We start from the raw sequence: 25,251 nt of genomic DNA, 5'->3' as shown, positions 1-25,251 counted from the left end.
GCCGCCGCGCTTTTGTTACAAAAGAATGCCATTTCAGCCTGCTACGCATTGAAAATGCCGGCGGATTAAGGCATATAACACCCATTATTCATCAATATGATGAGACGCATTCGCTGCGCGGCCCGCAGACGGTCGAGCCTTCGCTCCCGCCCCGGCCGCGCGTTTCACTCTTGCTCCCCGATATCTGCGGGAGAACGGCCACCCAGGCGAGGATTTATCGTGCATTACCAACCCAAACAAGATCTGCTCGAACAACGTATCATTCTGGTCACCGGCGCCGGCGACGGCATCGGCCGCGAAGCGGCGCTGACCTACGCGCGCTTCGGTGCCCGGCTGGTGCTGCTGGGGCGCACCGAGAGCAAGCTGCTGGCGGTACAACAAGAGATCGCGGCCCAGGGCGGCGCCCCGGCGTTGGTGGTGACGCTGGACTTGCTGCACGCCACGCCGGAGCAATGCCGGCAGATAGCCGACGATCTGGCGCGCCAGATCCCCCGCCTTGACGGCGTGCTGCACAACGCCGGCCTGCTCGGCGACATCGCGCCGATGGCCGACCTGTCGATGACCATGTGGCAAGAGGTGATGCAGGTTAACGTCAACGCCACCTTTATGCTGACTCAGGCGCTGCTGCCGCTGCTGCTGAAATCCCACGCCGGTTCGCTGGTGTTCACCAGTTCCAGCGTCGGGCGCACCGGCCGCGCAGACTGGGGCGCCTATGCGGTGTCGAAGTTCGCCACCGAGGGCATGATGCAGGTGTTGGCCGACGAGTATAAAAACCGCAATCTGCGGGTGAACTGCATCAATCCGGGCGGCACCCGCACCAAAATGCGCGCATCTGCCTTCCCACACGAAGACAAGAACAAGCTGAAAACCCCGGCCGATATCATGCCGCTGTATCTGTATCTGATGGGCGAAGACAGCCGCCGCAAAACCGGCATGAGCTTCGACGCCCAGCCGAACCGTAAACCCGGCGCGGCCGAATAAGGAGCGTTTTCATGGCGGAAGATCGTCATCAACAGCGCCAGCAGCGCCTGAAAGAACAGGTCGATGCGCGCATCGCGGCGGCGCAGGACACGCGCGGCCTGCTGCTGGTGTTTACCGGCAACGGCAAGGGTAAGACCACCGCCGCCTTCGGCACCGTCACCCGGGCGGTCGGCCACGGCATGCGCGCCGGGGTGATCCAGTTCATCAAGGGCGAATGGCCCAATGGCGAAAAGAATCTGCTGCAGCAACACGGCGTTGAATTTCAGGTGATGGCCACCGGCTTCACCTGGGAGACGCAGAACAAAGCCGGCGATACCGCCGCCTGCCAGGCGGTGTGGCAACACGGCAAACGCATGCTGGCCGACAGCAGCCTGGATCTGGTGCTGCTGGACGAAGTGACCTACATGCTGACCTACGGCTATCTGGAACTGGAAGAGCTGAAGGCCGCGTTGCTGGAGCGCCCTGCGCACCAAACGGTGATCCTGACCGGGCGCGGTTGCCATCGCGATCTGCTGGAACTGGCGGATACGGTCACGGAGATGCGGCCGGTGAAGCACGCGTTTGATGCGGGCGTGAAGGCGCAACAGGGGATCGATTGGTAACAAAAGTTCTGGCCCCGAACGGGGCCAGAATGAGAGATTAGCCGCGTTTGCTCGGCTTGCCCGGTTTACCCGGCTTGCTGCCTGGCGCACTGCGGCGGCCGCTGCCGGCCACCTGCGAATGGCGCTTGACCGCGCGGCGGATCTGGTTGGCCTTCACGCGGCGGCGCTCACGCTCCACCGGCATCTTGCTGACCGTTTCCGGCTTCAATTCCACCAGCTCGCGCAGGTAGTTGATCGCCGGCAGATCCAGCTCGGCCCAGCCGCCGCGCGGCAGGCCTTTCGGCAGATCGATGTCGCCATAACGCACGCGGATCAGGCGGCTCACCTGCACGCCCACCGCTTCCCACAGGCGACGCACTTCACGGTTGCGGCCTTCGGTCAGGGTCACATTGTACCACTGGTTGAGGCCTTCACCGCCCTGGAAGCTGATGGTGCGGAAGGCGGCCGGGCCGTCTTCCAACTGCACACCCTTGCTCAGCTGCTTCACTTTCGCATCGTCGACCTGGCCGAACACGCGTACCGCGTACTCGCGCTCCACTTCACGGCTCGGGTGCATCAGACGGTTGGCCAGTTCGCCATCGGTGGTGAACAGCAGCAGACCGGAGGTGTTGACGTCCAGGCGCCCTACCGCCACCCAGCGCGAACCGCGCAGCTTAGGCAGACGATCGAACACCGTCGGGCGGCCTTCAGGATCGCTGCGGGTACACAGCTCGCCTTCCGGTTTGTAGTAGGCCAGCACCCGGCAGACCACGTCTTCAGACTCTTTGATCGACAGGACATGACCGTCCAGGCGAATTTTCATCGCCGGCGTCACTTCAACGCGATCGCCCAGCTTGGCGACCTTGCCGTCGACGCTGACGCGCCCGGCTTCAATCATGGTTTCGATTTCACGACGCGAGCCATGCCCGGCGCGCGCTAAAACTTTCTGTAACTTTTCGCTCATTGAGCAACCTCTAATGTCGCCTTCACAGGCGTCGGGGGGATAACCGTCGCGGCCAACCGCCACAACGGTAACAATACATTTATCAGGATCGAACCGCGCATTATACAGGCTTTCTAAGGTGTTGAAACCCACTTTATCGGCGGCGACCTCCCTCGGGCGGCGTTTACGGCGCCAAAAAATCCTCCACCGCCCACAGCACCGCGTCGGGCCGTTCCAGAATGCCGAGGTGAGTGCGAGCCTCCCCCAAACGCACCACGGAGAAAAACGGCTGCTCGGCGGCAAATGCCTGCTGGCGCCGCAGATAGTCGTCGCGGCGATCCAGCGAGTAGATGTGGCGACACGGCGGCGGCGCGCTCATTCCCGCCAGACGTTGCAGCGGCGAGCCGAATTGCCGGTAGGCCTGTTCGATGGCCACGCCGGCGGCACGCCAGAGCCGGTAATCTTCTTGTGCCATCTCGACCTCCAGATGGCGTTTGACCCGTTCGTGGCGGATGCCGCCCTGCCAGAAGGCGAACAAGGCGTCGCGCGCCGCCAGCCACTGCTGCGGCTGCTGCATGCGGCTCACCGCCGTAAAGAACGCCGGTTCCGGCTGCGTCATGATCCAATCGAGAAACACCATGCCCCGCACCCGCTGCGGCAACGCTTCGGCCAACGCCACCGCCAGCCAGCTGGCGTGCGCCACCGACAGAGTCACCACGTTGTCCAAACGCAGCGCCGTCAGTAGCTGACGCACATCTTCCAGCAAATCGTCCGCCGCGAGCGACATCTCCGCCGTTTTTGACGACAGGCCGTGGCCGCGCCAGTCGATGCTGATCACCCGATAACGTTCTGCCGCCAGGGCGATGAAGGGATCGAACACGGTTTTCGGCTCGCACCAGCCGGGCAGCAGCACCAGCGTGAGCGGCCCTGAGCCGATATCCTGATAATCGAGAGCGATGTTGGCGCTGTGAAATGTGGTCATATAACCTCCTGCGCGTCTCTCCCCGACCCGTTCGGGGGATGCCGACGATGCTAAGGTGACAGCGCCGCGGAGATTGATCTATTGAAGTTCGTGCGGAAAGTATGAGAGCGCACCTTATGAAAAAATGCGCACTAAATGGAATGCAAATTTAATGGCGCACGCAGGGATAGGCGGCGCTTAACGCCAGCATGATCACCGAAGGCGCAGAGTAATGCAACTGCTCGGGATGCTCGTTCAAATAGCGCATCACCGCATCGGCGGCCGTGCCGATACTCATCCCGGCTTCCGGGCAAATATTGCGGTTGCCCTGCATCGAATAAGTATCGAATACGCCGGCGACGTATCCCATAAACATGCCGCCGTTAAGCGCTTCGGCAACGGTGGCCTCACCGTTTTTATTTTTTACGTAACCGCCGGATTCCGCCAGCAAGGAACTGCCCGAATAAAAACCCGCATTTGCCATCGAGGAAAATAATAAGGCCGCTAAAAAAGAAACCCGTTTAATCATTGGTGCGCATCCTGCCCATTATCAATTCTGAAGTAGCAAGAATAGCTGCTTTCACCCGAAATAGCGTCGCTTCAGCCGATTTTCAGACAATGGGCAAGTCGGCGACGGTTTACATCAGCGGAAAGGCGCCGCGTCGCCCGCCCCTTCACGCACCACTTCCGGCGAGGATTCGGTCAGATCGATAACCGTAGTCGGCTGTTGACCGAGGAAACCGCCGTGGATCACCAGATCGACCACCTTGCCCAGGTGATCGCTGATCTCTTCCGGATCCGATTCGGCAAAATCATTGCCCGGCAGCATCAGGGTGGTGGACATCATCGGTTCGTTCAGCGCCTCCAGCAGCGCCAGCGCGATCGGGTTCGACGGCACGCGCAGGCCGATGGTTTTACGCTTTTCATTCATCAGGCGGCGCGGCACTTCCTTGGTCGCTTTCAGAATGAAGGTGTAGTTACCCGGCGTATTGTTTTTAATCAGGCGAAACGCCGTATTATCGACGTGCGCATAGGTCGACAACTCGGACAAATCGCGGCACATCAGGGTAAAGTTGTGGTTGCCGTCCAGCTGACGGATGCGGCAAATGCGCTCCATCGCCGCCTTCTCTTCCAGCATGCAACCCAGCGCATAGCCGGAATCGGTGGGATAAACGATCACCCCGCCCTTGCGCAACACCTCGACCGCCTGGTTAATCAAACGCGGCTGCGGGTTGTCCGGGTGAATATAAAAAAGCTGACTCATGACTTGCTCCTAAAATGATGCCCGCGCGCGTTGCCACGCGCGTAAAATCAGACCGCCTCGCCAGGCTGCGGCCAATCGCGCCACACCGGCTCGACGCCGCCCGGCAGCCACAGTTTGCGGCCCAGTTCGATCCACGAACAAGGCTGATGAAAATCAGAGCCTTGCGAGGCCAACAGGCGGTAGTCCTGGGCGTATTTCGCCAATTGCGAGCGCTCATGCGGCGCCTGCTGACACTGCGCCACTTCCATGGCGTCGCCGCCGTGTTCGGCGAAATGCGCCAGCAAACGTTTCAACCACTTCGCGGTCAGATCGTAACGGCCGGGATGCGCCATCACCGCCTGGCCGCCCGATTGATGAATCGCATCAATGGCTTGTTCTATTGTACACCACTGCGGCGGCACGTAGCCGGTTTTGCCCTTGGCCAGGTATTTCTTGAACACCTGCGCCATGTTGCCCGCCACGCCAATCTCCACCAGATAACGGGCGAAATGACCGCGGGTCACCGCGCCGTCGCCCGCCAGCCGCTGGGCACCGGCATAGGCGTCGGGAATGCGCGCCTTACCCAGACGCACGCCGATCTCCTGCGCACGCCGATTGCGCCGTTCGGTTTGTTCCGCCAACAGCGCCACCAGCGCCGGGTGCGCGACGTCCATGCCCAATCCAACGATATGGATCTCATGATTTTCCCACAGCGTCGAGATTTCCACCCCGTTGACCAGCCACAGTGGTAACGCCTGCTCCGCAATGGCGGCGGCGGCCTCGGCCAGGCCTGCGGTGGTGTCGTGATCGGTGATCGCCAGCACGCCCACGCGCATCTCGACCGCCCGCTGCACCAGCTGCGTCGGCGTCAGGTAGCCATCGGAGGCGGTTGTGTGGCTGTGGAGGTCGTACAGAGTAAAGGCGGTGGATGGGGGGTTACTGTCTGTCAAAACGGCTATCCGGCAATGGCTTGGTTTTCTATCATACCCGCGATCGGCGGCCGGACGGAAATCTATTCTGCCCCGGCCGCGGACGCCAGGCGGAATGATGAATATAATTCACGCTGACCGCTAAAACATTGTGCAAAAAGAGGGTTGACTTTGCCCTCTCGAACCAGTTAACTAGTACACAAGTTCACGGCAATGGCCGTGTCGGATGAGCGTTAACAGAGAGAGTCTACAAATGAACAACTACATTTCTCTTCACGGTTGGTGGCGTACCTCCCTCTTGCGGGCGGTGTAATCGCGCATAGCTGTCATCTGACAATGCAGATTTCCTGAGCCCGCACCTGATGCGGGCTTTTTTATGGACAGAATTCACTGGAACCACCGATGATGAACATCAAACCACAAATGACATTGCTGAAGGCGCAAGCCAGCTACCGGGGCGACCCCACCACCATTTTCCACCAGCTGTGCGGCGCCCGTCCGGCCACCCTGCTGCTGGAATCGGCGGAAATCAACAGCAAACAGAATCTGCAGAGCCTGCTGGTGATCGACAGCGCGCTGCGCATTACCGCACTGGGCCACACCGTCAGCGTGCAGGCGCTGAGCGCCAACGGCGCGGCGCTGCTGCCGCTGCTGGACGAAGCGCTGCCGCCCGAGGTGCGCAATCAGGCGCGCCCCAACGGCCGCGAGCTGAGCTTCCCGGCGATCGACGCGGTGCAGGACGAAGACGCCCGCCTGCGTTCACTGTCGGTGTTCGACGCGCTGCGCACGCTGCTGACCCTGGTGGACTCCCCGGCGGACGAGCGCGAAGCCGTGATGCTGGGCGGCCTGTTCGCCTACGATTTGGTCGCCGGTTTCGAAGACCTGCCGGCGCTGCGCCAGGATCAGCGCTGCCCGGACTTCTGCTTCTATCTGGCGGAAACCCTGCTGGTGCTGGATCACCAACGAGGCTCGGCCCGTCTGCAGGCCAGCGTCTTCAGTGAGCAGGCGAGTGAAGCGCAGCGTTTGCAGCAACGCCTGGAACAGCTGCAGGCCGAATTGCAACAAACCCCGCAGCCGATCCCGCACCAAACGCTGGAAAACATGCAGCTGAGCTGTAACCAGAGCGACGAAGAGTACGGCGCGGTGGTCAGCGGGCTGCAGGAAGCGATCCGCCAGGGCGAGATTTTCCAGGTGGTGCCGTCGCGCCGCTTCTCCCTGCCGTGCCCGGCGCCGCTGGCAGCCTACCAGACCTTGAAAGACAACAACCCCAGCCCGTACATGTTCTTCATGCAGGATGATGACTTCACCCTGTTCGGCGCTTCGCCGGAGAGCGCGCTGAAATACGACGCGAGCAATCGGCAAATCGAAATCTACCCGATCGCCGGCACCCGCCCGCGCGGCCGGAGTAAGGACGGTTCGCTGGATCTGGATCTCGACAGCCGCATCGAGCTGGAAATGCGCACCGACCACAAAGAGTTGGCCGAGCACCTGATGCTGGTCGATCTGGCGCGCAACGATCTGGCGCGCATCTGCCAGGCCGGCAGCCGCTACGTCGCCGATCTGACCAAGGTGGACCGCTATTCGTTCGTCATGCACTTGGTTTCCCGGGTGGTGGGCACCCTGCGCGCCGATCTCGACGTGCTGCACGCCTACCAGGCTTGCATGAACATGGGCACCCTGAGCGGCGCGCCGAAGGTGCGGGCAATGCAGCTGATCGCCGCCTCCGAAGGCACGCGCCGCGGCAGCTACGGCGGCGCGGTAGGCTACTTCACCGCCACCGGCGATCTGGATACCTGCATCGTCATTCGTTCCGCCTACGTTGAAGACGGCATCGCCACCGTGCAGGCCGGCGCCGGCGTGGTGCTGGATTCCGTCCCGCAGGCGGAAGCCGACGAGACCCGCAACAAAGCCCGTGCCGTGCTGCGTGCCATCGCCACTGCGCACCATGCCAAGGAGGTGTTCTGATGGCCGATATTCTGCTGCTCGACAACGTCGATTCCTTTACCTACAACCTGGTCGATCAGCTGCGCGCCAGCGGCCACCAAGTGGTGATTTACCGTAACCAGATCGCCGCCGAGGTGATCATCGAACGCCTGGAGCACATGACCCAGCCGGTGCTGATGCTGTCGCCCGGCCCCGGCACCCCGTCCGAAGCGGGCTGCCTGCCGGAACTGCTGCAGCGCCTGCGCGGCCGGCTGCCGATCATCGGCATCTGCCTCGGCCACCAGGCGATCGTCGAAGCCTACGGCGGCCAGGTCGGCCAGGCGGGCGAGATCCTGCACGGCAAGGCCTCGGCGATCGTTCACGATGGCGAAGGTATGTTCGCCGGCATGGCCAACCCGCTGCCGGTAGCGCGCTACCACTCGCTGGTCGGCAGCAATATCCCGGCCGATCTCACCGTCAACGCCCTGTTCGGCGAGATGGTGATGGCGGTGCGCGACGATCATCGCCGCGTGTGCGGCTTCCAGTTCCACCCGGAATCGATTCTGACCACCCATGGCGCGCGTCTGCTTGAGCAGACCCTAGCCTGGGCGCTGGCGAAGTAATATAAGGAACACGACGATGCAACCTATTCTTGAGAAACTGTACCGCGCCGAGTCGATGAGCCAGCAGGAAAGCCAACAGCTGTTCAGCGCCATCGTGCGCGGCGAATTGGAGCCGAGCCAACTGGCGGCGGCGTTGATCAGCATGAAAGTCCGCGGCGAGCGCCCGGAAGAGATCGCCGGCGCCGCCAAAGCGCTGCTGGACGACGCTCAGCCGTTCCCGCGCCCTGACTACCCGTTCGCCGATATCGTCGGCACCGGCGGCGACGGCACCAACAGCATCAATATTTCCACCGCCAGCGCCTTCGTCGCGGCGGCGTGCGGCGCGAAGATCGCCAAACACGGCAACCGCAGCGTCTCCAGCCGCTCCGGCTCTTCGGATCTGCTGGCGGCGTTCGGCATCCGCCTGGATCTGCCGACGGAAGAAGCGCGCAAGGCGCTGGACGATCTCGGCGTGTGTTTCCTGTTCGCGCCGCAGTACCACACCGGTTTTCGTCACGCCATGCCGGTACGCCAGCAGCTGAAAACCCGCACGCTGTTCAACGTGCTGGGCCCGCTGATCAACCCGGCGCGTCCGCCGCTGGCGCTGATCGGCGTTTACAGCCCGGAACTGGTGCTGCCGATCGCCGAAACCCTGCGCGTGCTGGGTTATCAGCGTGCGGCGGTGGTTCACGGCGGCGGCATGGACGAGGTAGCGATCCACGCCACGACGCACGTAGCGGAATTGAACAACGGCGAAATCAGCAGCTACCAGCTCACGCCGCAGTCCTTCGGATTGGAAACCTATCCGCTGGAAGCCTTGCTGGGCGGCACGCCGGAAGAAAACCGTGACATTTTGGCGCGGCTGTTACAAGGTAAAGGCGAGCCGGCGCACGCCGCGGCCGTCGCGGCCAACGTCGCGTTGCTTCTGAAGTTATTCGGACATGAAGACCTGCGCCAAAATGCGCGGCAGGCACTGGATATGATCAACAGCGGGCAGGCCTATGAGCGTGTCATCGCACTGGCGGCAAGAGGATAAATGATGCAGGAAACCGTGCTACACAAGATTGTCCGCGACAAAGCGCAATGGATCGCGGCGCGACAACAGCAACAGCCCCTGGCCGGCTTTCAGAACGACATCGTACCGAGCGAACGCAGCTTCTATCACGCGCTGCAGGGCACCCGGACGGCTTTCATTCTCGAATGCAAGAAGGCCTCGCCTTCCAAGGGACTGATTCGCGAGAACTTTGATCCGGTAGAGATCGCCACGGTGTATAAAGATTTCGCCTCGGCGATCTCGGTGCTGACCGACGAGAAATACTTCCAGGGCAGCTTCGATTTCCTGCCGCTGGTCAGTAAAACCGTCAGCCAGCCGGTGTTGTGCAAAGACTTTATCATCGATCCGTATCAGATTTACCTGGCGCGCTACTATCAGGCCGACGCCATCCTGCTGATGCTGTCGGTGTTGACCGACGAGCAGTATCGCCAGCTGGCGGCGGTGGCCCACAGCCTGAATATGGGCGTGCTGACCGAAGTGATCAGCGAAGAAGAGCTGCAGCGCGCGATCGCGCTGGAAGCGCGCGTGGTCGGCATCAACAACCGCGATCTGCGCGATCTGAGCATCGATCTGAACCGCACCCGTCAGCTGGCGCCGCGCGTGCCGCACGGCGTGACGGTGATCAGCGAATCGGGCATCAACAACTACGGGCAGATCCGCGAGCTGAGCCATTACGCCAACGGCTTCCTGATCGGCAGCGCGCTGATGTCGGAACCCGATCTGCGCGCCGCCGTGCGCCGCGTGATCCTGGGCGACAACAAAGTGTGCGGCCTGACCCGTCCGCAGGACGCCGCCGCCGCCTATCAGGCCGGCGCCATCTACGGCGGGCTGATTTTCGTCGGCCGCTCGCCGCGCTATGTGGACATCACCCGCGCTCGCGAAGTGATCTCCGGCGCGCCGCTGAAGTACGTCGGCGTGTTCTGCGACGCCCAGGTCGATACCGTGGCGTTGACCGTTGAGCGCCTCGGTCTGCACGCGGTGCAATTGCACGGCGCGGAAGACCAGGCCTATATCAACGCCCTGCGCGCCCGCTTGCCGGCCGATTGCCGCATCTGGAAAGCGCTGAGCGTGAAAGATCGGGTGCCGGCGCGCGATCTGCAGCATGTCGATCGCTATCTGCTCGACAACGGCGCCGGCGGCACCGGCCAACGCTTCGACTGGTCGGTGTTGCAAGGCGAAGATCTGACTAACGTGATGCTGGCGGGCGGCCTGCGCGCCGACAACTGCGTCGAGGCGGCCAAGCTCGGCTGCGCCGGGCTGGATTTCAACTCCGGCGTGGAAAGCGAACCGGGCATCAAAGATCCCGCGCGCCTGGCCTCGGTCTTCCAGACCCTGCGCGCCTACTGAATACGGCTCAACATTAATAACGGATAATAACGGGAACTCTCATGACGCTGCTTAACCCCTACTTCGGCGAATTTGGTGGCCAATACGTGCCGCAAATTCTGATGCCGGCTCTGAAACAACTGGAAGAAGCCTTTGTCAGCGCCCAGCGCGATCCGGCATTCCAGGCGGAATTTATCGATCTGCTGAAGAACTACGCGGGCCGCCCGACGGCGCTGACGCTGTGTAAAAACCTCACCGCCGGCAGCAACACCAAGCTGTACCTGAAGCGTGAAGACCTGCTGCACGGCGGCGCGCACAAGACCAACCAGGTGCTGGGCCAGGCGTTGCTGGCCAAGCGCATGGGCAAAACCGAGATCATCGCGGAAACCGGCGCCGGCCAACACGGCGTCGCTTCGGCGTTGGCCTGCGCGCTGCTCGGCCTGAAATGCCGCATCTATATGGGCGCCAAAGACGTCGAGCGCCAGTCGCCTAACGTGTTCCGCATGCGGCTGATGGGCGCGGAAGTGATCCCGGTGCACAGCGGCTCCGCCACCCTAAAAGACGCCTGCAACGAAGCGCTGCGCGACTGGTCCGGCAGCTATGAAACCGCGCACTATATGCTCGGCACCGCCGCCGGTCCGCATCCGTACCCTACCATCGTGCGTGAATTCCAGCGCATGATCGGCGAAGAAACCAAAGCGCAGGTGCTGGAGCGCGAAGGCCGCCTGCCGGATGCGGTCATCGCCTGCGTCGGCGGCGGCTCCAACGCCATCGGCATGTTCGCCGATTTTATCGATGACGCCGACGTTGGGCTGATCGGCGTGGAACCTGCCGGCCTGGGCATCGAAACCGGCCAGCACGGCGCGCCGCTGAAGCACGGCCACGTCGGCATCTACTTCGGCATGAAGGCGCCGATGATGCAGACCGCCGAAGGCCAGATTGAAGAATCCTATTCAATTTCCGCCGGGCTGGACTTCCCGTCCGTCGGGCCGCAGCACGCCTACCTGAACAGCACCGGCCGCGCCGAATACGTGTCGATCACCGACGACGAAGCGCTGGAAGCGTTCAAGGCGCTGTCGCGCCATGAAGGCATCATCCCGGCGCTGGAATCCTCGCACGCCCTGGCGCACGCGCTGAAAATGATCCGTGAAACGCCGCAGAAAGAGCAGATCCTGGTGGTCAACCTGTCCGGCCGCGGCGACAAAGACATATTTACCGTTCACGACATTTTGAAAGCACGGGGAGAAATCTGATGGAACGTTATCAGCAACTGTTCACGCGTCTGGAAAGCAGCAAGGAAAGCGCCTTCGTCCCGTTCGTGACGCTGGGCGATCCTAATCCGGCGCTGTCGCTGCAGATTATCGACACCCTAATCGAAGCCGGCGCGGACGCGCTGGAGCTGGGCATCCCCTTCTCCGATCCGCTGGCGGATGGCCCCACCATCCAGAGCGCGACGCTGCGCGCCTTCGCCGCCGGCGTCACGCCGACCCAGTGCTTCGAGATGCTGGCGGCCATCCGCCAGAAGCACCCGACCATTCCCATCGGCCTGCTGATGTACGCCAACCTGGTGTTCCATAAAGGCATCGATGCGTTTTACCAACGCTGCGCCGAAGTGGGCGTGGACTCGGTACTGGTCGCCGACGTGCCGTTTGAAGAGTCTGCGCCGTTCCGCGCCGCCGCCGCGCGCCACGGCATCGCGCCGATCTTCATCTGCCCGCCGAACGCCGATGACGATCTGCTGCGGGAAATCGCGTCGCACGGCCGCGGCTACACCTATCTGCTGTCGCGTGCCGGCGTCACCGGTACCGAAAGCCGGGCGCAGCTGCCGTTGCATCACCTGGTGAACAAGCTGCGCGAGTACCACGCCGCGCCGCCGCTGCAAGGCTTCGGCATCTCCGAACCCGAGCAGGTGAAGGCCGCGCTGCAGGCCGGGGCCGCCGGCGCGATCTCCGGCTCGGCAATCGTCAAAATCATCGAACAGCACCATGCCAACCCGGCGGAGATGCTGACCAAGCTGGCGGCCTTCGTCAGCAATATGAAGCGCGCCACCCGGGCGTGATCCTCTTCAGCGAGCGCCCTGCCGGCGCTCGCTTTAACAGCTTGTTTCACCTCAAAGTTTGTTCCATTTATTTACAGCAAAAATTTGAACAAACCCAGGTCTTGTCTCACAATGAACTTTGTTCGCTATGCATTTCTTCGTTTGATTTGGGGAATGCGCCCGCTGCGGCGAAAAACCGTAGCGAATTTCAACCATAACATTGCATGGAGAGTAATTTATGAAGCTTTTTAAAACCCTTTCGGCCTTGTGCATGGCAGCCGTTGTGGCGGTCGCGGTGAGCGCTTGCGCGCCGACGGCAAAATCTGAGGGAACGGGTGGTTATATTGATGACACGGTGATCACCACCAAAGTGAAATCGGCACTGCTGGCGGATAAAAACATCAAGTCACGCGAAATCAGCGTGGAAACCTTTAAGGGACGCGTGCAGCTGAGCGGCTTCGTGACGTCCAGCGATGACGCCAACCGTGCGGTGCAGGTCACACGCGGCGTGGCCGGCGTGAAATCGGTTGAAAACGTAATGCAGATTAAATAATACCGACACAGGGAGGCGCAACGCCTCCCTGCTTGGAGCCTTCATCAGAAGCGGTACCCCGCCCCGAACATGAACACCCACGGATCCAAACGCGTATCGAAGCTGTGGTGCCCGCCATTCGCATCGTTGAAGCGAGTTTTGGTTTCGATATTCATCCACCACACCGACATGTTCAGCATCCAGTGCTCATCCAGGTTGTAATCCAGGCCGGCCTGCGCCGCCACACCCCAGGAATCTTTCAGATCGAGATTGCTCAACCCGGCGCTTTTGCCGTAGTCGTTGAACTTCTCATCGAAGAAAGTGGTGTAGTTAACGCCGACGCCCAGGTAAGGACGCAGTTTGTCCTGCTTATCGCCGAAGTAGTATTGCGCCATCAGCGTAGGCGGCAACTGGTGAACGGTCGCCAGATCGGTGCCGCCCAGCGTCACCTTGTGGCGGAATGGCGTTGCGGCCAACAACTCAACGCCGATGTTGTCCGTCACCATATAACCGAAGGTCAGACCGAGCTGGGTGTTGTTTTTCGCATCCAGCGAACCCAACCCCAGCACGTTGTCCGAACCCGCATTTGGACGCACCGTCGCGGTGCCCGCGCGGAACAGGAAATCACCGGCCTGATGCGCACTTGCCAACATAGGCGCCATCATCGTCGCCAATACCATCAGAGTTGTCTTTTTCATTATCCATTCCATTTGTGTGGTTAATCGCTCGAGGGGGAATATACCTACTTTCGGGTATTTGTGATCCCATCGAGATCACATCTTATGTGTAAAAATTTAAAATCCTACTAAAAACAAGGTTACCTAACCGCCTAATAAATCAAGGATTGATCTGCATCAAAAAATCGATTTTGTTGCAAATTATCTACATGTTCAAATTTCGGTTGCGGAGAAAATTGCGGCTGAGGTAATTTCATTTTCCGTGTTGGTTTTGGTTGGTGCCGTGAGGAGTCGGCGGGCAATCAAGATGAGCGAAATCCTTAATCCCTGTGTCAGCTGCGGCGCATGCTGCGGTTATTTTCGAGTGTCATTCTATTGGGCCGAAGCCGAAGACGGCGGCGGCACAGTCCCTCTTTCCCTGACGGAGCCTTTGACCCCGTTCCTGCGCTGCATGCAGGGGACCAACAGCAAGTCCCCCCGCTGCAACGCGCTGGACGGCGAGATCGGCAAAGCCGTGTCCTGCTCGATCTACCTCAATCGGCCCAGCCCGTGCAGAGAGTTCGATCAGTCCGGTGAAAACGGCCTGCGCAACGAAGCCTGCGATCGCGCCCGGGAACGTTACGGCCTGCCGCCCTTGCCGGTGCCCCTGCCGCTGTCGCTGCCTGAGACGACGATCGTTGAAGAAATAGGCGTAGTGCAATTCGCGGGGTGCCACAGCGGCGTGGAACAGGGTACAATCACCCACTGATTTATCTCTGTTTTCCCGACGCCAAGGAGTCTGCATGTCTATCACGGCCAACGCTTTGTACCGTGACAGTTTTAACTTTTTACGTAACCAACTGGCCAGCATCCTGATGCTGGCTTTGTTGACGGCGTTTATCTCCGTGCTGCTGAATCAGGCCTTCAGCCCCGATGCCGAACAGTTGGCGACGCTCGCTGCCACCACCAGCGATTTCGCTTCGTCTACCGGTATGGGCATTCAGGAAGTGATCCAGCAGATGACGCCGGAACAGCAGATGGTGTTGCTGAAAGTGTCGGCGGCCGCCACCTTCTCCGCGCTGGTCGGCAACGTGCTGCTGGTCGGCGGGATGTTGACGCTGATTCGTCTGGTGTCGCAAGGGCAACGCACCAGCGCCCTGCGCGCGCTCGGCGCCTCGGCGCCCGACTTGCCGCGCCTGCTGCTGCTGCTGTTTATCTGCACCCTGCTGATCCAGCTTGGCCTGACGCTGTTTGTGGTGCCGGGCGTGCTGATGGCGATCGCCTTCGCACTGGCGCCGGTGATCGCCTCGGTCGACAAGAAAGGCGTGTTCGCTTCGCTCAAGCTGAGCAGCAAACTGGCCTTCGCCAATGCGCGCGTGATCGTGCCGGCGATGATGCTGTGGCTGGCGGCCAAACTGCTGGTGCTGTTTTTGGTGAGCCATCTGTCGGTGCTGACGCCGAACGTCGCCAGCGTGGTGTTGACCGCGTTGAGCAACCTGGTGTCTGCCCTGCTGCTGATCTACCTGTTCCGCCTGTATATGCTGCTGCGCGGCTAACGCCGGCGTCAGCGAAAATCAAGGGGCACGCTTCGGCGCGCCCCTTTTTTGTTTACCCCATCACGGCGGCTTCCGCCTGCTCCTTACTCTGAATCAGCTTCAGCGCCAGATACAGATCCGGCACCAAAATCAGCTCTTTGTCGCGCCCTAAGCGGTTGATGCGGAACCAACGCGTCAGTTCGGTGCGACGCCCCGCCAGCACCAGCCTAACGTTACGCTGTAACAGATCGCGTTTCAGTTCGTCGATGGCCGCCAGCACGCTGATATCGGCATGGGTAAAACTGGCCACCGCGTCCACCACCACCCAACGCGGCTGGAACGGCGTGCCGTCGACCAAATTGAGAATACGGCGTTTGAAGTACGCCACGTTGAAATAGGTCAGCGGCGAATTGAAACGATACATCATGACGCCGGGCACCGCCTTCACCCCATTGTTGTTGCCCATGGAATGGATCATGCCTTCGTCGTTGACGCCCAGCAGCTGTTCCGTCGGCCGGAAGACAGTGCGCAGAAACTGCATCAGCCCCAGTAACACCGCCAGCCCGATGCCGCTGATCACCCCTACCAGCAGCACGCTGAGAAAGGTAAACAGCGCCAGGCGGAACGCCTGCGCGTTGCGGCGGCGCAAGATCCAGATGCCACGGATGTCCAGCAGCGACCAGGCCGCATACATCAGCACCACGCCCAATCCCGCCACCGGAATAAACTGCAGCGGCGCCATCAGGAACAGCAAGACGAAGGCGATGACCGCGGCGGCGATGATCGACACCAGCTGGCTCTTGCCGCCGTTGGCGTCATTCACTGCGGTGCGCGAGTCTGCGCCGCTGATGGCGAAACCTTGCGACAGCGCAGAGACGATATTCACCAGCCCCAGCGCGCGAAACTCGGCGTCGGCGTTCACCTCATAACCGTTTTTGGCGGCAAAGCTGCGGGCGGTGAGCATCATGCTGACAAAACTCACCACCGCCAGGTTAAGCGCCGGGATCACCATGTCGCGCAGCAAGCCGGGCTGGAAGTCCGGCCACTGGACGATCGGCAACACGCCGCTGAAACCGCCCACCGTCACCACGCCATGCTGCTGCAGGCCGCCGGCCCAAGTGACGAACGCCGCCAGCACGATGGCAAACAGCGGCGCCGGCCAGTTAGGCCGCCATTTTTTAAATCCGAGCAGCGTCACCAGCGTCAACAACGACACCGCCATCGTCAGCCAGTCGCTGTGCAGCAGGTTACCGGGCAGCGCGTAGATGCGCTCGATCAGCTGCGCCGGGCGCACCGTGAACCCCAACACCTTGCCGATCTGATCGACCATAATGGTGATCGCCACCCCGTTCAGCAACCCGCTGAGGATCGGCCGCGACAGCAGATCCGCCAGCGCCCCCAGCTTGAACCGGCTGGCCAGCAGGCACCAGCCGCCCATCATGGCGGTCATCATGATGGTCAGTTGCCAATGGCGCTCCATATTACCCGCCGCCAGCGGCGTCACCACCGCGGCGATCACCGCACAGGTGGCGGCGTCGGGCCCGACGATCAGCTGGCGCGACGAGCCGAACAGCGCATAGGCCACCATCGGCAAAATACAGGAATAGAGCCCCACCACCGGGCTGACCCCGGCCAGCTCGGCATAGGCGATGGCCACCGGCAAGGCGACGGCGGCGACGGAAAGGCCGGCGCGAATATCCGGCTTGAGCCAACTGCGTTGATAGCCCAATAAATGCGTCAAACCAGGCGTCAGGGCCTGGAGAGATTTCCACTGCATGCTGTTTTCCGCGGTAAATTATCTGGTTATTATGCTACTTACTATGCGGCCTGTGGCGCGCGCTGGCAATGCGCCCGCGCTTTCTCACGTAAGTTTATGCAAATTCCTGCTTTCGCGGCAGAAATCCGCCGGCCAAACGCCGATAATCGGCAGCGCCCGGCGGTACACAGAGCTCGCCGAATCCGGTATAGTCGGCCGATGAACAGATGATGGATTGATTTATGAAGCAGTTTCTTGATTTCCTCCCGTTAATTGTCTTTTTCGCTTTTTACAAGCTGTACGACATTTACGTCGCTTCCGGCGCGTTGATCGTCGCTACCGCACTGGCGCTGGTGTTCACCTGGGTTAAATACCGCAAGGTCGAGAAGATGACGCTGATCACCTTCCTGATGGTGCTGGTGTTCGGCACCCTGACGCTGGTGTTCCACAACGATTTGTTCATCAAATGGAAGGTCACGGTGATTTACGCGCTGTTCGCGCTGGCGCTGCTGATCAGCCAATGGGTGCTCAAAAAACCGCTGGTTCAGCGCATGCTGGGCAAAGAGTTGACGCTGCCGGACAAAGTGTGGAGCAACCTCAACCTGGCCTGGGCGGTCTTCTTCCTGGCCTGCGGCCTGGCGAACATCTATGTCGCCTTCTGGCTACCGCAAAACGTCTGGGTCAATTTCAAAGTCTTTGGCCTGACGGTGCTGACGCTGGTCTTCACCCTCCTCAGCGGTATCTATATTTACCGGCACATGCCGGAAGAACAGAAAAAATAGTTACAAAATTGTTAATGCCTGCGGCGCTTGCCGCGGGCAGTATGATGTTATTCCCTCCCTTTAAAAGCAGACTGCTATGACACAACAACGACCTTTACCCAGCGGCGAGCTGGTGCTGCGCACGCTGGCGATGCCGGCCGATACCAATGCCAACGGCGATATCTTCGGCGGCTGGCTGATGTCGCAAATGGATATCGGCGGCGCCATCCAGGCAAAAGAGATCGCCGAAGGGCGCGTGGTGACCGTGCGCGTGGACGGCATGACCTTCCTGAAACCGGTGGCGGTAGGCGACGTGGTTTGCTGCTATGCGCACTGCATCCGTACCGGGCGCAGCTCGATCACCATCAATATCGAAGTGTGGGTCAAGAAAGTCTCCTCCGCCCCGATCGGCCAGCGCTACCGGGCGACCGAAGCGGTGTTCACCTATGTGGCGGTCGATGCGGAAGGCAACTCGCGCGCGCTGCCTGAAGGCAAAATGAATTTCCGCGTCGGCTTCGAAGAATAAACTGACGCTACGCCGCAAATGCAAAAAGGGTCGCCGAGGCGACCCTTTCTTTTTGTGTTGACCGAACTCAGTTCAATTCAGTCGTGCCGTTCAGCTTGAAGCGGATAGTGACGGTGCGATCTTTCGCTTCTTTGGCTTCATAGCGCCACTTGCGCATCGCCTGCTTCACTTCACGCTCAAACATGTTGCGCGGCTCGGCCGACAAGATACGCACGTTGCTCACGCGCCCGTCGCTGTCGATATCGAACTGTACCCGCACGTTGCCTTCGATCTGCAAAGCCTGGGCCCGCGGCGGATAGAGCGGATTGGCGCGGCTGATCGGCCTTGGCCCGACCTCGCGCGAGTTGCCCTGCACCGGCGCAGCAGGCGCCTGTTTCACCGGCGCTTTATCGATCGGCTTGGCCGGCGAATCGTTGTTGAACGGCGACGGCTCGCGCGGCTCGACTTTCTTCGGCTCCGGTTTGACCTGTTTTTCGACCTTCGGCTTAGGCTTAGGCTTCGGTTTCGGCTTGACCGGCTCCGGCTTCACGATCGCCTTCGGCGGCGGCTCCACGATAGGTTCCGGCTCTGGCTCCGGCTCAGGTTCGACCTGCGGCGGCTCCGGCTCGGCCGGCGCCGGCGGTGGCGGTTCGGCCATCGCGGCGGTGTTGACCATCATGACGCTGATCGGCGCGTCCTCTGGCTTCGGCAGCTCCACCACTTCTTTTACCGAAGCGTAAAGCAATCCCGCCACCAGGGCGCTGTGCAGGCCTACGGACAAGACGAAAGGCACGGATATACGGCGATTAAGGAACATCTTTTTTAGCGGCATAATGATTCTGTTTCCTCTGGTTCGCCAAGTTTAAATGCAAATAGCAATCATATTCAATAACGAAAGGCAAACTATCGCTTTAATCGTCAGTATGCGCGGCTAAAACCAGCAAACTCATAAGGATATTAACCTGGCCGTTGCTTTTTTATCGCCGGAACACCACGCTTGATTAACGTTTCGCCTGGCGTCAAAAAGTAAAAAACCCGCCGTAGCGGGTTGATTGCGGTGATTAAGCGTTATTCTTCATCGCCATAGTAAAGCACGCCCAGCTTGATCAGCGGCCGCCCTTGCGCCTTGCGGTGCAGGTTGGTGTCGCGCAGCGAATAGACGCAGCCGCAGTATTCCTGCTGATAGAAGCGTTCGCGCTTGCTGATCTCTATCATGCGCGACGAACCGCCCTTCTTGCGCCAGTTGTAATCCCAGTACACCAGGTCAGGATACTTTTCCGCCGCGCGAATGCCGCAGTCGGTGATCTGCTGCATGTTCTTCCAGCGCGAAATGCCGAGCGAGCTGGAGATGGTGTCGTAACCGTGCTCATGCGCATACAGCGCCGTGCGCTCGAAACGCATGTCGAAACACATGGTGCAACGAATGCCGCGCTCCGGCTCATTCTCCATCCCCTTGGCGCGGGCGAACCAATTGTCGGTATCGTAATCGGCATCGATGATCGGCACCCCGTGCTTTTCGGCGAAGCGGATGTTCTCTTCCTTGCGCAACAAATACTCTTTTTGCGGATGAATATTGGGGTTATAGAAGAAAATGGCGTACTCGATCCCGGAGGCTTGGATCGCTTCCATTACCTCGCCGGAACAGGGCGCGCAGCACGAATGCAGCAGCAGTTTGCTTTTGCCCGCCGGCAAATCGAGTTTTTCCCTTACCAGTTCCGTCATGTCCTCACCTCAATGGCATATCAGTTTAAGCGCGCCGCACTATACGAATAAAAAGTAGCGGCTTCAAGGCATAAGCGCCAATCCGCCGGGAAATTCGCCCTACGCCGTTCCCCTGTCGCGCCTTTTGCGCTACCTTGGTAGCACCGTTTTATAGCCATGATTTTAAAGGTGAAACATGCTTTATCTGATCTACGCGCAAGACGTCCCCAACTCGCTGGAAAATCGTCTGGCGGTGCGTCCAGCACACCTGGCGCGCCTGCAGGCGCTGCGCGACGCCGGTCGCCTGGTGGTCGCCGGCCCTAACCCGGCCATCGACAGCAACGATCCCGGCGCCGCCGGCTTTACCGGTTCGACGGTGATCGCCGAATTCGAGTCGCTGGCGCAAGCCCAGGCCTGGGCGCAACAGGATCCCTATATCGCCGCCGGTGTCTATGCCGACGTGACGGTGAAACCGTTCAAGCAGGTGTTCTGATCTCCAGCCCCCCAATACCGGGAACGCCCGTTCGCGCGCCGTTCCCGGATCAATGCGTGCTCTCACCCTAACCCGTCGGTAGAAAAAATGCTCTCCCTTCAGGAGGCGTCGCGTCGCCTGCCTATACTCTCCTGAACCCGCGGCATCGCCGCGAACTCCGGAGATCGACCGATGCGACTCGACGTACACGCTCACCTGTGGAGCACAGAGTATCTGGATCTTTTGCAAGCGCATGGCGTGCACGACGTCGCCGCCTATCGGCAACTGGGCGCCGGCCGCACCGAGCGCGAACTCGACGCGCGCTTCGCCCTGCTGGACAGCGCCGGCATCGACATGCAAATCCTGTCGGCGACGCCGCTGTCGCCGCATCTGGAAGACGAACAGGCGGCCGTTGATGCCGCACGCCGGATCAATGATGAATATGCGGAACTGGTAGCGCGTTATCCCACCCGCTTTCGGGCTATCGCTTCTTTGCCGCTGCCGCATATCGACGCGGCGTTACGCGAGCTTGAAAGGGCCTTTACCCAGCTCAATATGCTGGGCGCCTGCATCACCACCTCGGTGCTCGGGCTGTCTATTGCCAACCCGCTGTTCGAGCCGCTCTATCAGGAACTCAATCGCCGCCAAAGCGTGCTGGCCATTCATCCCGCCGGCCGCGGCGCGCATTCGCCGCTGATCGCCGATTACGCTTTGACCTGGTCGATTGGCGCGCCGATCGAAGATACGGTCGCCGCCATGCACTTTATTCTCCACGGCATCCCCCAACGCTTTCCGGAGATGAAAATCATTGTGCCGCACCTGGGCGGCCTGCTGCCGATGACGCTGGAGCGTCTCGACCAAACCGTCGCGTGGGAAGCGCCGCATACGCCGGAACCGCCAAGCCGCGCCGCCCTGCGCATGTGGTACGACACGGTAGGCCACGATCAGGTGCCCGCATTGCAAGCGGCGGCGGCGACCTTCGGCGCAGAGCGGCTGCTGTTCGGCACCGATTTCCCGTTCCAGCCGGGCGACCTGTTTCAAACCACGGTGGACTACATCCGCCGTGCGGGATTGCCGGAGGCAGACGTGAACGCCATTTTGGATCGCAATGCGGCGGCGGTGTTTGGGCTATAGGATGTGAGGCGGCTCTCCCAGGTTTGGCCGCGCTTACTGCGCGATGCGTTCACCGGCCTGAAAATACTCGCCGATGACTTTCTCCAGCATCGTCGTCGCAGGCTCGCCGTCGGCGGCGAAAGAGCGCAGCAGCTGCACCTCATACGGCGCGACCGGTGGCAACTCTTCGAGTATCCGCATCGCGCCAGAGAGCCGCGCCCGATCGAGCAACGTGACGGCCAGCCCCGCCTCTACGCACGAGGCCACCACGCTGGCCGAGGGACTGCTTAAAATGACCCGCCATGGCCGCCCCGCGGCCGTCAACGCCTCGAGCATCGCTTCGCGATAAGGGCAGTCGGCGGCATGCAACGCCAGCGGCAACGGCCGGTTAGCCTGCAGCGCCAGCGAACGGCCTCCGGCCCACACCGGCGCAGTCACCGCAAGCGGTGTCTGGCACTGTCTCCCCGAGGGTTGAACCACCAGCGCAAGATGCAGCCGATTACGGCCAATTTGTTCCGCCAGCGCCTGGCTGGCGGCGGTAGAGACCTCCAGCTCCACTGCGGGAAAACTGTCGGCAAACCGCGGCAAAATATGGCGTATCACATGAGAAGCGTACTCATCGGGCAATCCCAATTTGATATGGCCGCTCAGCGGCGCGCCCTGCAGCTCCCGCAGAATATCGTCATGGGCGTTCAGCAGCACGAGCGTCGAGGCCAGCAGCCTGTTTCCCAGCGGCGTCAGCGCCACGGACTGATTGTCACGCTCCAGCAGGCGCCCGCCCGCCATCTGTTCCAGGCGCTGGATATGCACGCTCACGGCGGCGGGGCTGCGATTGACAAATGCCGCCGCTGCGCGAAATTGCCCCAAACGCGCAATGGCGTGAAAAGTGCGCAAGAGATCGATATCCAATGTCGGCCGCATGATTTAACTCCGTTAAACGACTAAACAAAAATTATTCGATTTATTAAATTATAGCCACTCACTACCATCGGGCGGAAAAGGAGGTGACCACCATGTCCCTGCCACAATTCCGCCCCTCTTCCCACTGCGGCAAAGCCGCCCTCTGGCTGGCTGCGGCCGAGGTGCTGCTGATCGTGGCCTGGAGCTCCGGTTTCGTCGGCATCCGCTTCGCCGCCGATTACGCGCCGGTGTTGCTGGTGGCGTTCTGGCGCAGCGTGGTGGTCGCGTTCGCGCTGCTGCCGTTTAGCCTGAGCGCCATAAGGCGCGCATCTCCGCTGACGGTAGCTGTTCACGCCGGGATCGGGTTGCTCGCCATGACCGGTTACCTGACCGGCGTCAGCAAAGGCATTGAATATGGCGTGCCGGCCGGGCTGGCCGCGCTCATCGCCGATTTGCTCCCTCTCGGCACGGCGCTGCTGAGCATGCTGTTGCAACGTCGCCTGCCCGATGGCCGCGTCGGGTTCGGGTTAACATTGGGGGTTAGCGGGGTAACGCTGGCGACCGGCAGCGCCATCTCATGGGGAAACGCCCCAATGTGGAGCTACTTGTTGCCGCTGGCGGGGATGCTGTCGCTGGCGCTGGCGACGCTGTGGCAGCAAAGGCTGCCGCAGACGCAGGCAATGAGTTTGCCGGCCGCGCTGGGGATACAAAGCGCGGTTTCAGCACTGGCTTTCGCCGCGATGGCAGGCGCTGAAGGCCCGTTGCTGCCAACCATGACGACGGGTTTTGTGATCGGCGTGCTTTGGACCGCGCTGCTGGCGACGCTGGGCGGCTACGGGCTGTACTGGTTTTGTCTAAGGCTCACCTCTGCGCTGCGCGTGACGAGCCTGCTGCTTCTCAGTCCCTTCGTCACTTTCTGCTGGGCATGGTTAATGTTCGATGAGCCCCTTTCCTGGCCGATGCTGCTGGGCGCGGCGGCCGCAGGAAGCGGTTTGTGGTTGCTAATCCGTCCCGCCGGGGGGATGAGCCGTAAACGGCGCAACGCGCTGAAAAATGACGGGTAAAGCGAACGGCGCCGCCGCTACGCGATGAGTTTTCCCCGCACCACCACCTTGCCCGGCTTGATATCGGGGTCAGCAATGCGCCGGATCGCCAGATTCAACGCTTGCCAGGCGATCTCTTGCAAATCATGCGACACGCAGGGGAAATGAAAACCGTAGATCTCAGCATGTGAAACCTCATCGATGCTGAACAGCGACACGTCCTGCATCAACGGCAGCCGGTGTTCAATGCAGGCCTTGATAATACCCAGGGAGATCTGGTTATTGCAGCCGACGAAAAAGTCCGGCGCGCGGTTATTGGCCAGCCATCGGCTCGTCTCTTGCCAGGCGACATCCATAAAGAAATCGGCATACAGCACTTCAAGCGACGCCACCTTGCCTTGTAATGCCGCTTGCAAGCCAGTGACCCTGTCACGCGCCACGTTGGAGTTTTCCGGCCCGGAGACCACCACCACCCGCTGCGCCTTCTGTTCCAGCAGCCAGCGCCCCGCCTGGAGGCCGCAGTCCAGGTTATCGATATACACCCCGCTGCAGTGGCGATTATCCAGCTCCCGGTCGATCAAAACCACCGGAATATTCAAGGTTTCCAACCGTTTTAGGTAGGAAGGCTGGTACAGATGATCGTTGGAAATGACCGAGAGAATGATCGCATCGACGTTGTAGCCAATCAGTTTGTCGATGATTCTGTCTTCGCTTTCCTGAGACTCATAGGAGTCGAACACCAGGGTGTCATACCCCATTTTTTGCGCTTCAAGCGTCATCAGCCGCGTCAGACCGCCAAAGAACGGGTTGGCCATATCAGGGTTGACGATACCGATGGTTCTGCTGCTTTTCGCCCGCAGGTTGCGCGCTGCGGCATTGACCACATAACCGAGTTCGGCAGCGGTCTCCCGAATGCGACGCAGCGTTTCCGGATGAACCTTGTCCGGCTGTGAAAATGCCCGCGACGCGGTGATTTTACTGACGTTTGCCTGTGCGGCCACGCTAGCCAGCGTCGCTTTCCGTCCTCGACCCACTGCCAAATGCAGCTCCTTAGCTTTGAGTATCATTTTGTACCATTAACAACATCATGACAGAACTTTCATCGTGGCGCTAATGGTTTACGCCCGCCAGGCGGTTAATCCGGGGATCGGTAAAGATATCCAGTTCGTCACGGCTCTCGGAAGAGAACTCGGACACCACCGCCCCCCGCTTTCCAGCCTGAAACCAGTGCCGGGTATTGGGCGCGATGGTGTATTGCTCGCCCGGCCGCAAGAGGATATAGCGATTGCAGGTATACCAAGGCTCCGCGCCCTCTGGCACCCGGCATACCGGTTCGCCGCCGGCGTCATTAAGCGTCAGGTTTTCATCATCGACAAACAGAAACACCTCGCCCCAACGGCAGCGAAACGTCTCTTGCTTACCCGGCGTGCCGGCGAAAGGAGGATGCAAATGTTCCGGGCAAGTCTGCTCTGGAAACAGCACCAACTCTTTCGCACAATAGCGAGGCGAGTTGACATAGGTCAGCAGTTGCAGCCCTGACACGGGATAGTCGGCCAGGCCAAATGTCGCAATTTCAATACGTTGCTGTTCTTCTTCGGTCAGAATAATGTCCGCCTTGCGCAAATATTCCAGCGTAGCGGCCATGGCGGTTTGTCGTTTGTTCATCATTTCCCCTGCAAAGTAACGGTATCGATAT

The 25,251-nt window shown here is 60.7% G+C and carries 26 protein-coding genes, 1 pseudogene and 1 other annotated feature; of the genes and pseudogenes, 15 read left to right on the top strand and 12 right to left on the bottom strand.

All coding sequences use genetic code 11. The features are described from left to right. The first annotated feature begins 219 nt into the window (after positions 1 to 219). Entirely contained in the window at positions 220 to 981 is a 762-nt protein-coding gene (locus tag ACSBQQ_RS04970) for a YciK family oxidoreductase (protein ID WP_033634751.1), read from the top strand. A gap of 11 nt (positions 982 to 992) precedes the next feature. Beyond that, positions 993 to 1,583, top strand: coding sequence for a cob(I)yrinic acid a,c-diamide adenosyltransferase (cobO, locus tag ACSBQQ_RS04965; protein WP_033647573.1), 591 nt, complete (start codon positions 993 to 995; stop codon positions 1,581 to 1,583). 37 nt (positions 1,584 to 1,620) lie between these two features. On the opposite strand, the gene rluB is transcribed toward cobO, so the two are convergent. The 5 genes from rluB to rnm all read right to left on the bottom strand — a co-directional run bounded on the left by rluB (position 1,621) and on the right by rnm (position 5,659). Then, positions 1,621 to 2,526 carry a 23S rRNA pseudouridine(2605) synthase RluB gene (gene rluB / locus ACSBQQ_RS04960; RefSeq protein WP_033647574.1) on the bottom strand — a complete coding sequence of 302 codons (906 nt, stop codon included), beginning with the start codon at positions 2,524 to 2,526 and terminating at the stop codon, positions 1,621 to 1,623. 163 nt (positions 2,527 to 2,689) lie between these two features. Beyond that, positions 2,690 to 3,487, bottom strand: coding sequence for an alpha/beta fold hydrolase (locus ACSBQQ_RS04955; RefSeq protein WP_033634754.1), 798 nt, complete (start codon positions 3,485 to 3,487; stop codon positions 2,690 to 2,692). A gap of 148 nt (positions 3,488 to 3,635) precedes the next feature. Continuing rightward, complete coding sequence (locus ACSBQQ_RS04950) at positions 3,636 to 3,995, bottom strand: Rap1a/Tai family immunity protein (RefSeq protein ID WP_033634755.1); 360 nt, start codon at positions 3,993 to 3,995, stop codon at positions 3,636 to 3,638. Positions 3,996 to 4,109: 114 nt separating this feature from the next. Next, positions 4,110 to 4,730, bottom strand: a complete 621-nt coding sequence (locus tag ACSBQQ_RS04945) for an L-threonylcarbamoyladenylate synthase (RefSeq protein ID WP_033643268.1) — start codon at positions 4,728 to 4,730, stop codon at positions 4,110 to 4,112. A 47-nt stretch (positions 4,731 to 4,777) separates the two neighbouring features. Next, positions 4,778 to 5,659, bottom strand: coding sequence for an RNase RNM (rnm, locus tag ACSBQQ_RS04940; protein WP_033647575.1), 882 nt, complete (start codon positions 5,657 to 5,659; stop codon positions 4,778 to 4,780). A 253-nt stretch (positions 5,660 to 5,912) separates the two neighbouring features. Then, positions 5,913 to 6,016, top strand: a sequence feature (Trp leader region). A gap of 24 nt (positions 6,017 to 6,040) precedes the next feature. Between rnm and ACSBQQ_RS04935 the strand changes: the two genes are divergently transcribed. From ACSBQQ_RS04935 to ACSBQQ_RS04910, 6 genes and pseudogenes are all read left to right on the top strand, one after another. Beyond that, the gene (locus ACSBQQ_RS04935; RefSeq protein ID WP_033647576.1) at positions 6,041 to 7,603 is read left to right on the top strand and encodes an anthranilate synthase component 1; all 1,563 of its coding nucleotides are present in this window, start codon (positions 6,041 to 6,043) and stop codon (positions 7,601 to 7,603) included. After that, positions 7,603 to 9,199 (top strand): annotated as a pseudogene (gene trpD / locus ACSBQQ_RS04930) (bifunctional anthranilate synthase glutamate amidotransferase component TrpG/anthranilate phosphoribosyltransferase TrpD). Before ACSBQQ_RS04935 ends, trpD begins: the two are co-directional and overlap by 1 nt. A 3-nt stretch (positions 9,200 to 9,202) precedes the next feature. Beyond that, the gene (gene trpCF, locus ACSBQQ_RS04925) at positions 9,203 to 10,564 is read left to right on the top strand and encodes a bifunctional indole-3-glycerol-phosphate synthase TrpC/phosphoribosylanthranilate isomerase TrpF (protein WP_079656981.1); all 1,362 of its coding nucleotides are present in this window, start codon (positions 9,203 to 9,205) and stop codon (positions 10,562 to 10,564) included. 41 nt (positions 10,565 to 10,605) lie between these two features. Then, entirely contained in the window at positions 10,606 to 11,796 is a 1,191-nt protein-coding gene (gene trpB / locus ACSBQQ_RS04920; RefSeq protein WP_033634762.1) for a tryptophan synthase subunit beta, read from the top strand. Then, positions 11,796 to 12,602: a tryptophan synthase subunit alpha gene (gene trpA, locus ACSBQQ_RS04915; protein ID WP_033647582.1), complete on the top strand. Its 807-nt coding sequence runs from the start codon at positions 11,796 to 11,798 to the stop codon at positions 12,600 to 12,602. Before trpB ends, trpA begins: the two co-directional genes overlap by 1 nt. A gap of 217 nt (positions 12,603 to 12,819) precedes the next feature. Next, a complete protein-coding gene (locus ACSBQQ_RS04910; RefSeq protein ID WP_033634764.1) occupies positions 12,820 to 13,134 on the top strand; it encodes a BON domain-containing protein in 315 nt (104 codons plus the stop codon). 44 nt (positions 13,135 to 13,178) lie between these two features. Here the strand turns inward: ACSBQQ_RS04910 and ompW are convergent, their stop codons facing one another. Continuing rightward, a complete protein-coding gene (gene ompW, locus ACSBQQ_RS04905) occupies positions 13,179 to 13,811 on the bottom strand; it encodes an outer membrane protein OmpW (RefSeq protein ID WP_004932076.1) in 633 nt (210 codons plus the stop codon). A gap of 286 nt (positions 13,812 to 14,097) precedes the next feature. Here ompW and ACSBQQ_RS04900 point away from each other — a divergent pair, with 286 nt between their 5' ends. Together ACSBQQ_RS04900 and ACSBQQ_RS04895 are read left to right on the top strand one after the other, a co-directional pair. Continuing rightward, on the top strand, positions 14,098 to 14,538 hold the full coding sequence (locus tag ACSBQQ_RS04900; protein WP_033634766.1) for a YkgJ family cysteine cluster protein: 441 nt from the start codon (positions 14,098 to 14,100) through the stop codon (positions 14,536 to 14,538). Positions 14,539 to 14,572: 34 nt separating this feature from the next. After that, positions 14,573 to 15,325, top strand: a complete 753-nt coding sequence (locus ACSBQQ_RS04895; protein WP_033647584.1) for a YciC family protein — start codon at positions 14,573 to 14,575, stop codon at positions 15,323 to 15,325. Between the two features lie 52 nt (positions 15,326 to 15,377). Here ACSBQQ_RS04895 and ACSBQQ_RS04890 read toward each other — a convergent pair whose 3' ends face one another. Then, positions 15,378 to 17,081: a SulP family inorganic anion transporter gene (locus tag ACSBQQ_RS04890; RefSeq protein ID WP_033647585.1), complete on the bottom strand. Its 1,704-nt coding sequence runs from the start codon at positions 17,079 to 17,081 to the stop codon at positions 15,378 to 15,380. Positions 17,082 to 17,302: 221 nt separating this feature from the next. On the opposite strand from ACSBQQ_RS04890, the gene ACSBQQ_RS04885 reads away from it, so the two are divergent. Together ACSBQQ_RS04885 and yciA are read left to right on the top strand one after the other, a co-directional pair. Next, the gene (locus ACSBQQ_RS04885; protein WP_033647586.1) at positions 17,303 to 17,842 is read left to right on the top strand and encodes a septation protein A; all 540 of its coding nucleotides are present in this window, start codon (positions 17,303 to 17,305) and stop codon (positions 17,840 to 17,842) included. Between the two features lie 76 nt (positions 17,843 to 17,918). Next, the gene (gene yciA / locus ACSBQQ_RS04880; RefSeq protein ID WP_004932085.1) at positions 17,919 to 18,347 is read left to right on the top strand and encodes an acyl-CoA thioester hydrolase YciA; all 429 of its coding nucleotides are present in this window, start codon (positions 17,919 to 17,921) and stop codon (positions 18,345 to 18,347) included. A 67-nt stretch (positions 18,348 to 18,414) separates the two neighbouring features. Here yciA and tonB read toward each other — a convergent pair whose 3' ends face one another. Together tonB and ACSBQQ_RS04870 are read right to left on the bottom strand one after the other, a co-directional pair. Further along, complete coding sequence (tonB, locus tag ACSBQQ_RS04875; RefSeq protein WP_016927510.1) at positions 18,415 to 19,158, bottom strand: TonB system transport protein TonB; 744 nt, start codon at positions 19,156 to 19,158, stop codon at positions 18,415 to 18,417. Between the two features lie 236 nt (positions 19,159 to 19,394). Continuing rightward, positions 19,395 to 20,048, bottom strand: a complete 654-nt coding sequence (locus ACSBQQ_RS04870; protein ID WP_033634769.1) for an epoxyqueuosine reductase QueH — start codon at positions 20,046 to 20,048, stop codon at positions 19,395 to 19,397. A gap of 175 nt (positions 20,049 to 20,223) precedes the next feature. On the opposite strand from ACSBQQ_RS04870, the gene ACSBQQ_RS04865 reads away from it, so the two are divergent. Both ACSBQQ_RS04865 and ACSBQQ_RS04860 read left to right on the top strand, forming a co-directional pair. After that, positions 20,224 to 20,520 (top strand): YciI family protein, encoded by a 297-nt coding sequence (locus ACSBQQ_RS04865; RefSeq protein WP_033634770.1) that lies wholly within the window; start codon positions 20,224 to 20,226, stop codon positions 20,518 to 20,520. Between the two features lie 171 nt (positions 20,521 to 20,691). After that, complete coding sequence (locus ACSBQQ_RS04860; RefSeq protein WP_033647587.1) at positions 20,692 to 21,633, top strand: amidohydrolase family protein; 942 nt, start codon at positions 20,692 to 20,694, stop codon at positions 21,631 to 21,633. Positions 21,634 to 21,666: 33 nt separating this feature from the next. Here the strand turns inward: ACSBQQ_RS04860 and ACSBQQ_RS04855 are convergent, their stop codons facing one another. Further along, a complete protein-coding gene (locus ACSBQQ_RS04855) occupies positions 21,667 to 22,533 on the bottom strand; it encodes a LysR substrate-binding domain-containing protein (RefSeq protein ID WP_060427974.1) in 867 nt (288 codons plus the stop codon). A 92-nt stretch (positions 22,534 to 22,625) separates the two neighbouring features. Between ACSBQQ_RS04855 and ACSBQQ_RS04850 the strand changes: the two genes are divergently transcribed. After that, entirely contained in the window at positions 22,626 to 23,576 is a 951-nt protein-coding gene (locus ACSBQQ_RS04850; RefSeq protein WP_060427972.1) for a DMT family transporter, read from the top strand. A 17-nt stretch (positions 23,577 to 23,593) separates the two neighbouring features. On the opposite strand, the gene ACSBQQ_RS04845 is transcribed toward ACSBQQ_RS04850, so the two are convergent. After that, positions 23,594 to 24,595: a LacI family DNA-binding transcriptional regulator gene (locus ACSBQQ_RS04845; RefSeq protein WP_039565832.1), complete on the bottom strand. Its 1,002-nt coding sequence runs from the start codon at positions 24,593 to 24,595 to the stop codon at positions 23,594 to 23,596. A 70-nt stretch (positions 24,596 to 24,665) separates the two neighbouring features. Further along, positions 24,666 to 25,220, bottom strand: coding sequence for a D-lyxose/D-mannose family sugar isomerase (locus tag ACSBQQ_RS04840; protein ID WP_033648124.1), 555 nt, complete (start codon positions 25,218 to 25,220; stop codon positions 24,666 to 24,668). Between the last annotated feature and the right edge of the window lie 31 nt (positions 25,221 to 25,251).

The sequence above is a fragment of the Serratia sp. G204Y genome (assembly GCF_051172435.1).
GTDB classification, from domain to species: domain Bacteria; phylum Pseudomonadota; class Gammaproteobacteria; order Enterobacterales; family Enterobacteriaceae; genus Serratia; species Serratia sarumanii.
This window is presented reverse-complemented; position numbering and strand designations above follow the sequence as displayed.

Coding starts and splice junctions, on each gene's coding strand:
- ACSBQQ_RS04870 (WP_033634769.1), bottom strand. CDS start 20,048: ATGACGGAACTGGTAAGGGAAAAACTCGATTTGCCGGCGGGCAAAAGC.
- ACSBQQ_RS04900 (WP_033634766.1), top strand. CDS start 14,098: ATGAGCGAAATCCTTAATCCCTGTGTCAGCTGCGGCGCATGCTGCGGT.
- ACSBQQ_RS04945 (WP_033643268.1), bottom strand. CDS start 4,730: ATGAGTCAGCTTTTTTATATTCACCCGGACAACCCGCAGCCGCGTTTG.
- ACSBQQ_RS04850 (WP_060427972.1), top strand. CDS start 22,626: ATGTCCCTGCCACAATTCCGCCCCTCTTCCCACTGCGGCAAAGCCGCC.
- ACSBQQ_RS04910 (WP_033634764.1), top strand. CDS start 12,820: ATGAAGCTTTTTAAAACCCTTTCGGCCTTGTGCATGGCAGCCGTTGTG.
- ACSBQQ_RS04935 (WP_033647576.1), top strand. CDS start 6,041: ATGATGAACATCAAACCACAAATGACATTGCTGAAGGCGCAAGCCAGC.
- ACSBQQ_RS04895 (WP_033647584.1), top strand. CDS start 14,573: ATGTCTATCACGGCCAACGCTTTGTACCGTGACAGTTTTAACTTTTTA.
- trpA (WP_033647582.1), top strand. CDS start 11,796: ATGGAACGTTATCAGCAACTGTTCACGCGTCTGGAAAGCAGCAAGGAA.
- trpCF (WP_079656981.1), top strand. CDS start 9,203: ATGCAGGAAACCGTGCTACACAAGATTGTCCGCGACAAAGCGCAATGG.
- ACSBQQ_RS04840 (WP_033648124.1), bottom strand. CDS start 25,220: ATGAACAAACGACAAACCGCCATGGCCGCTACGCTGGAATATTTGCGC.
- ACSBQQ_RS04950 (WP_033634755.1), bottom strand. CDS start 3,995: ATGATTAAACGGGTTTCTTTTTTAGCGGCCTTATTATTTTCCTCGATG.
- ompW (WP_004932076.1), bottom strand. CDS start 13,811: ATGAAAAAGACAACTCTGATGGTATTGGCGACGATGATGGCGCCTATG.
- ACSBQQ_RS04890 (WP_033647585.1), bottom strand. CDS start 17,081: ATGCAGTGGAAATCTCTCCAGGCCCTGACGCCTGGTTTGACGCATTTA.
- rluB (WP_033647574.1), bottom strand. CDS start 2,526: ATGAGCGAAAAGTTACAGAAAGTTTTAGCGCGCGCCGGGCATGGCTCG.
- cobO (WP_033647573.1), top strand. CDS start 993: ATGGCGGAAGATCGTCATCAACAGCGCCAGCAGCGCCTGAAAGAACAG.
- ACSBQQ_RS04860 (WP_033647587.1), top strand. CDS start 20,692: ATGCGACTCGACGTACACGCTCACCTGTGGAGCACAGAGTATCTGGAT.
- ACSBQQ_RS04885 (WP_033647586.1), top strand. CDS start 17,303: ATGAAGCAGTTTCTTGATTTCCTCCCGTTAATTGTCTTTTTCGCTTTT.
- ACSBQQ_RS04955 (WP_033634754.1), bottom strand. CDS start 3,487: ATGACCACATTTCACAGCGCCAACATCGCTCTCGATTATCAGGATATC.
- ACSBQQ_RS04855 (WP_060427974.1), bottom strand. CDS start 22,533: ATGCGGCCGACATTGGATATCGATCTCTTGCGCACTTTTCACGCCATT.
- tonB (WP_016927510.1), bottom strand. CDS start 19,158: ATGCCGCTAAAAAAGATGTTCCTTAATCGCCGTATATCCGTGCCTTTC.
- yciA (WP_004932085.1), top strand. CDS start 17,919: ATGACACAACAACGACCTTTACCCAGCGGCGAGCTGGTGCTGCGCACG.
- trpB (WP_033634762.1), top strand. CDS start 10,606: ATGACGCTGCTTAACCCCTACTTCGGCGAATTTGGTGGCCAATACGTG.
- ACSBQQ_RS04865 (WP_033634770.1), top strand. CDS start 20,224: ATGCTTTATCTGATCTACGCGCAAGACGTCCCCAACTCGCTGGAAAAT.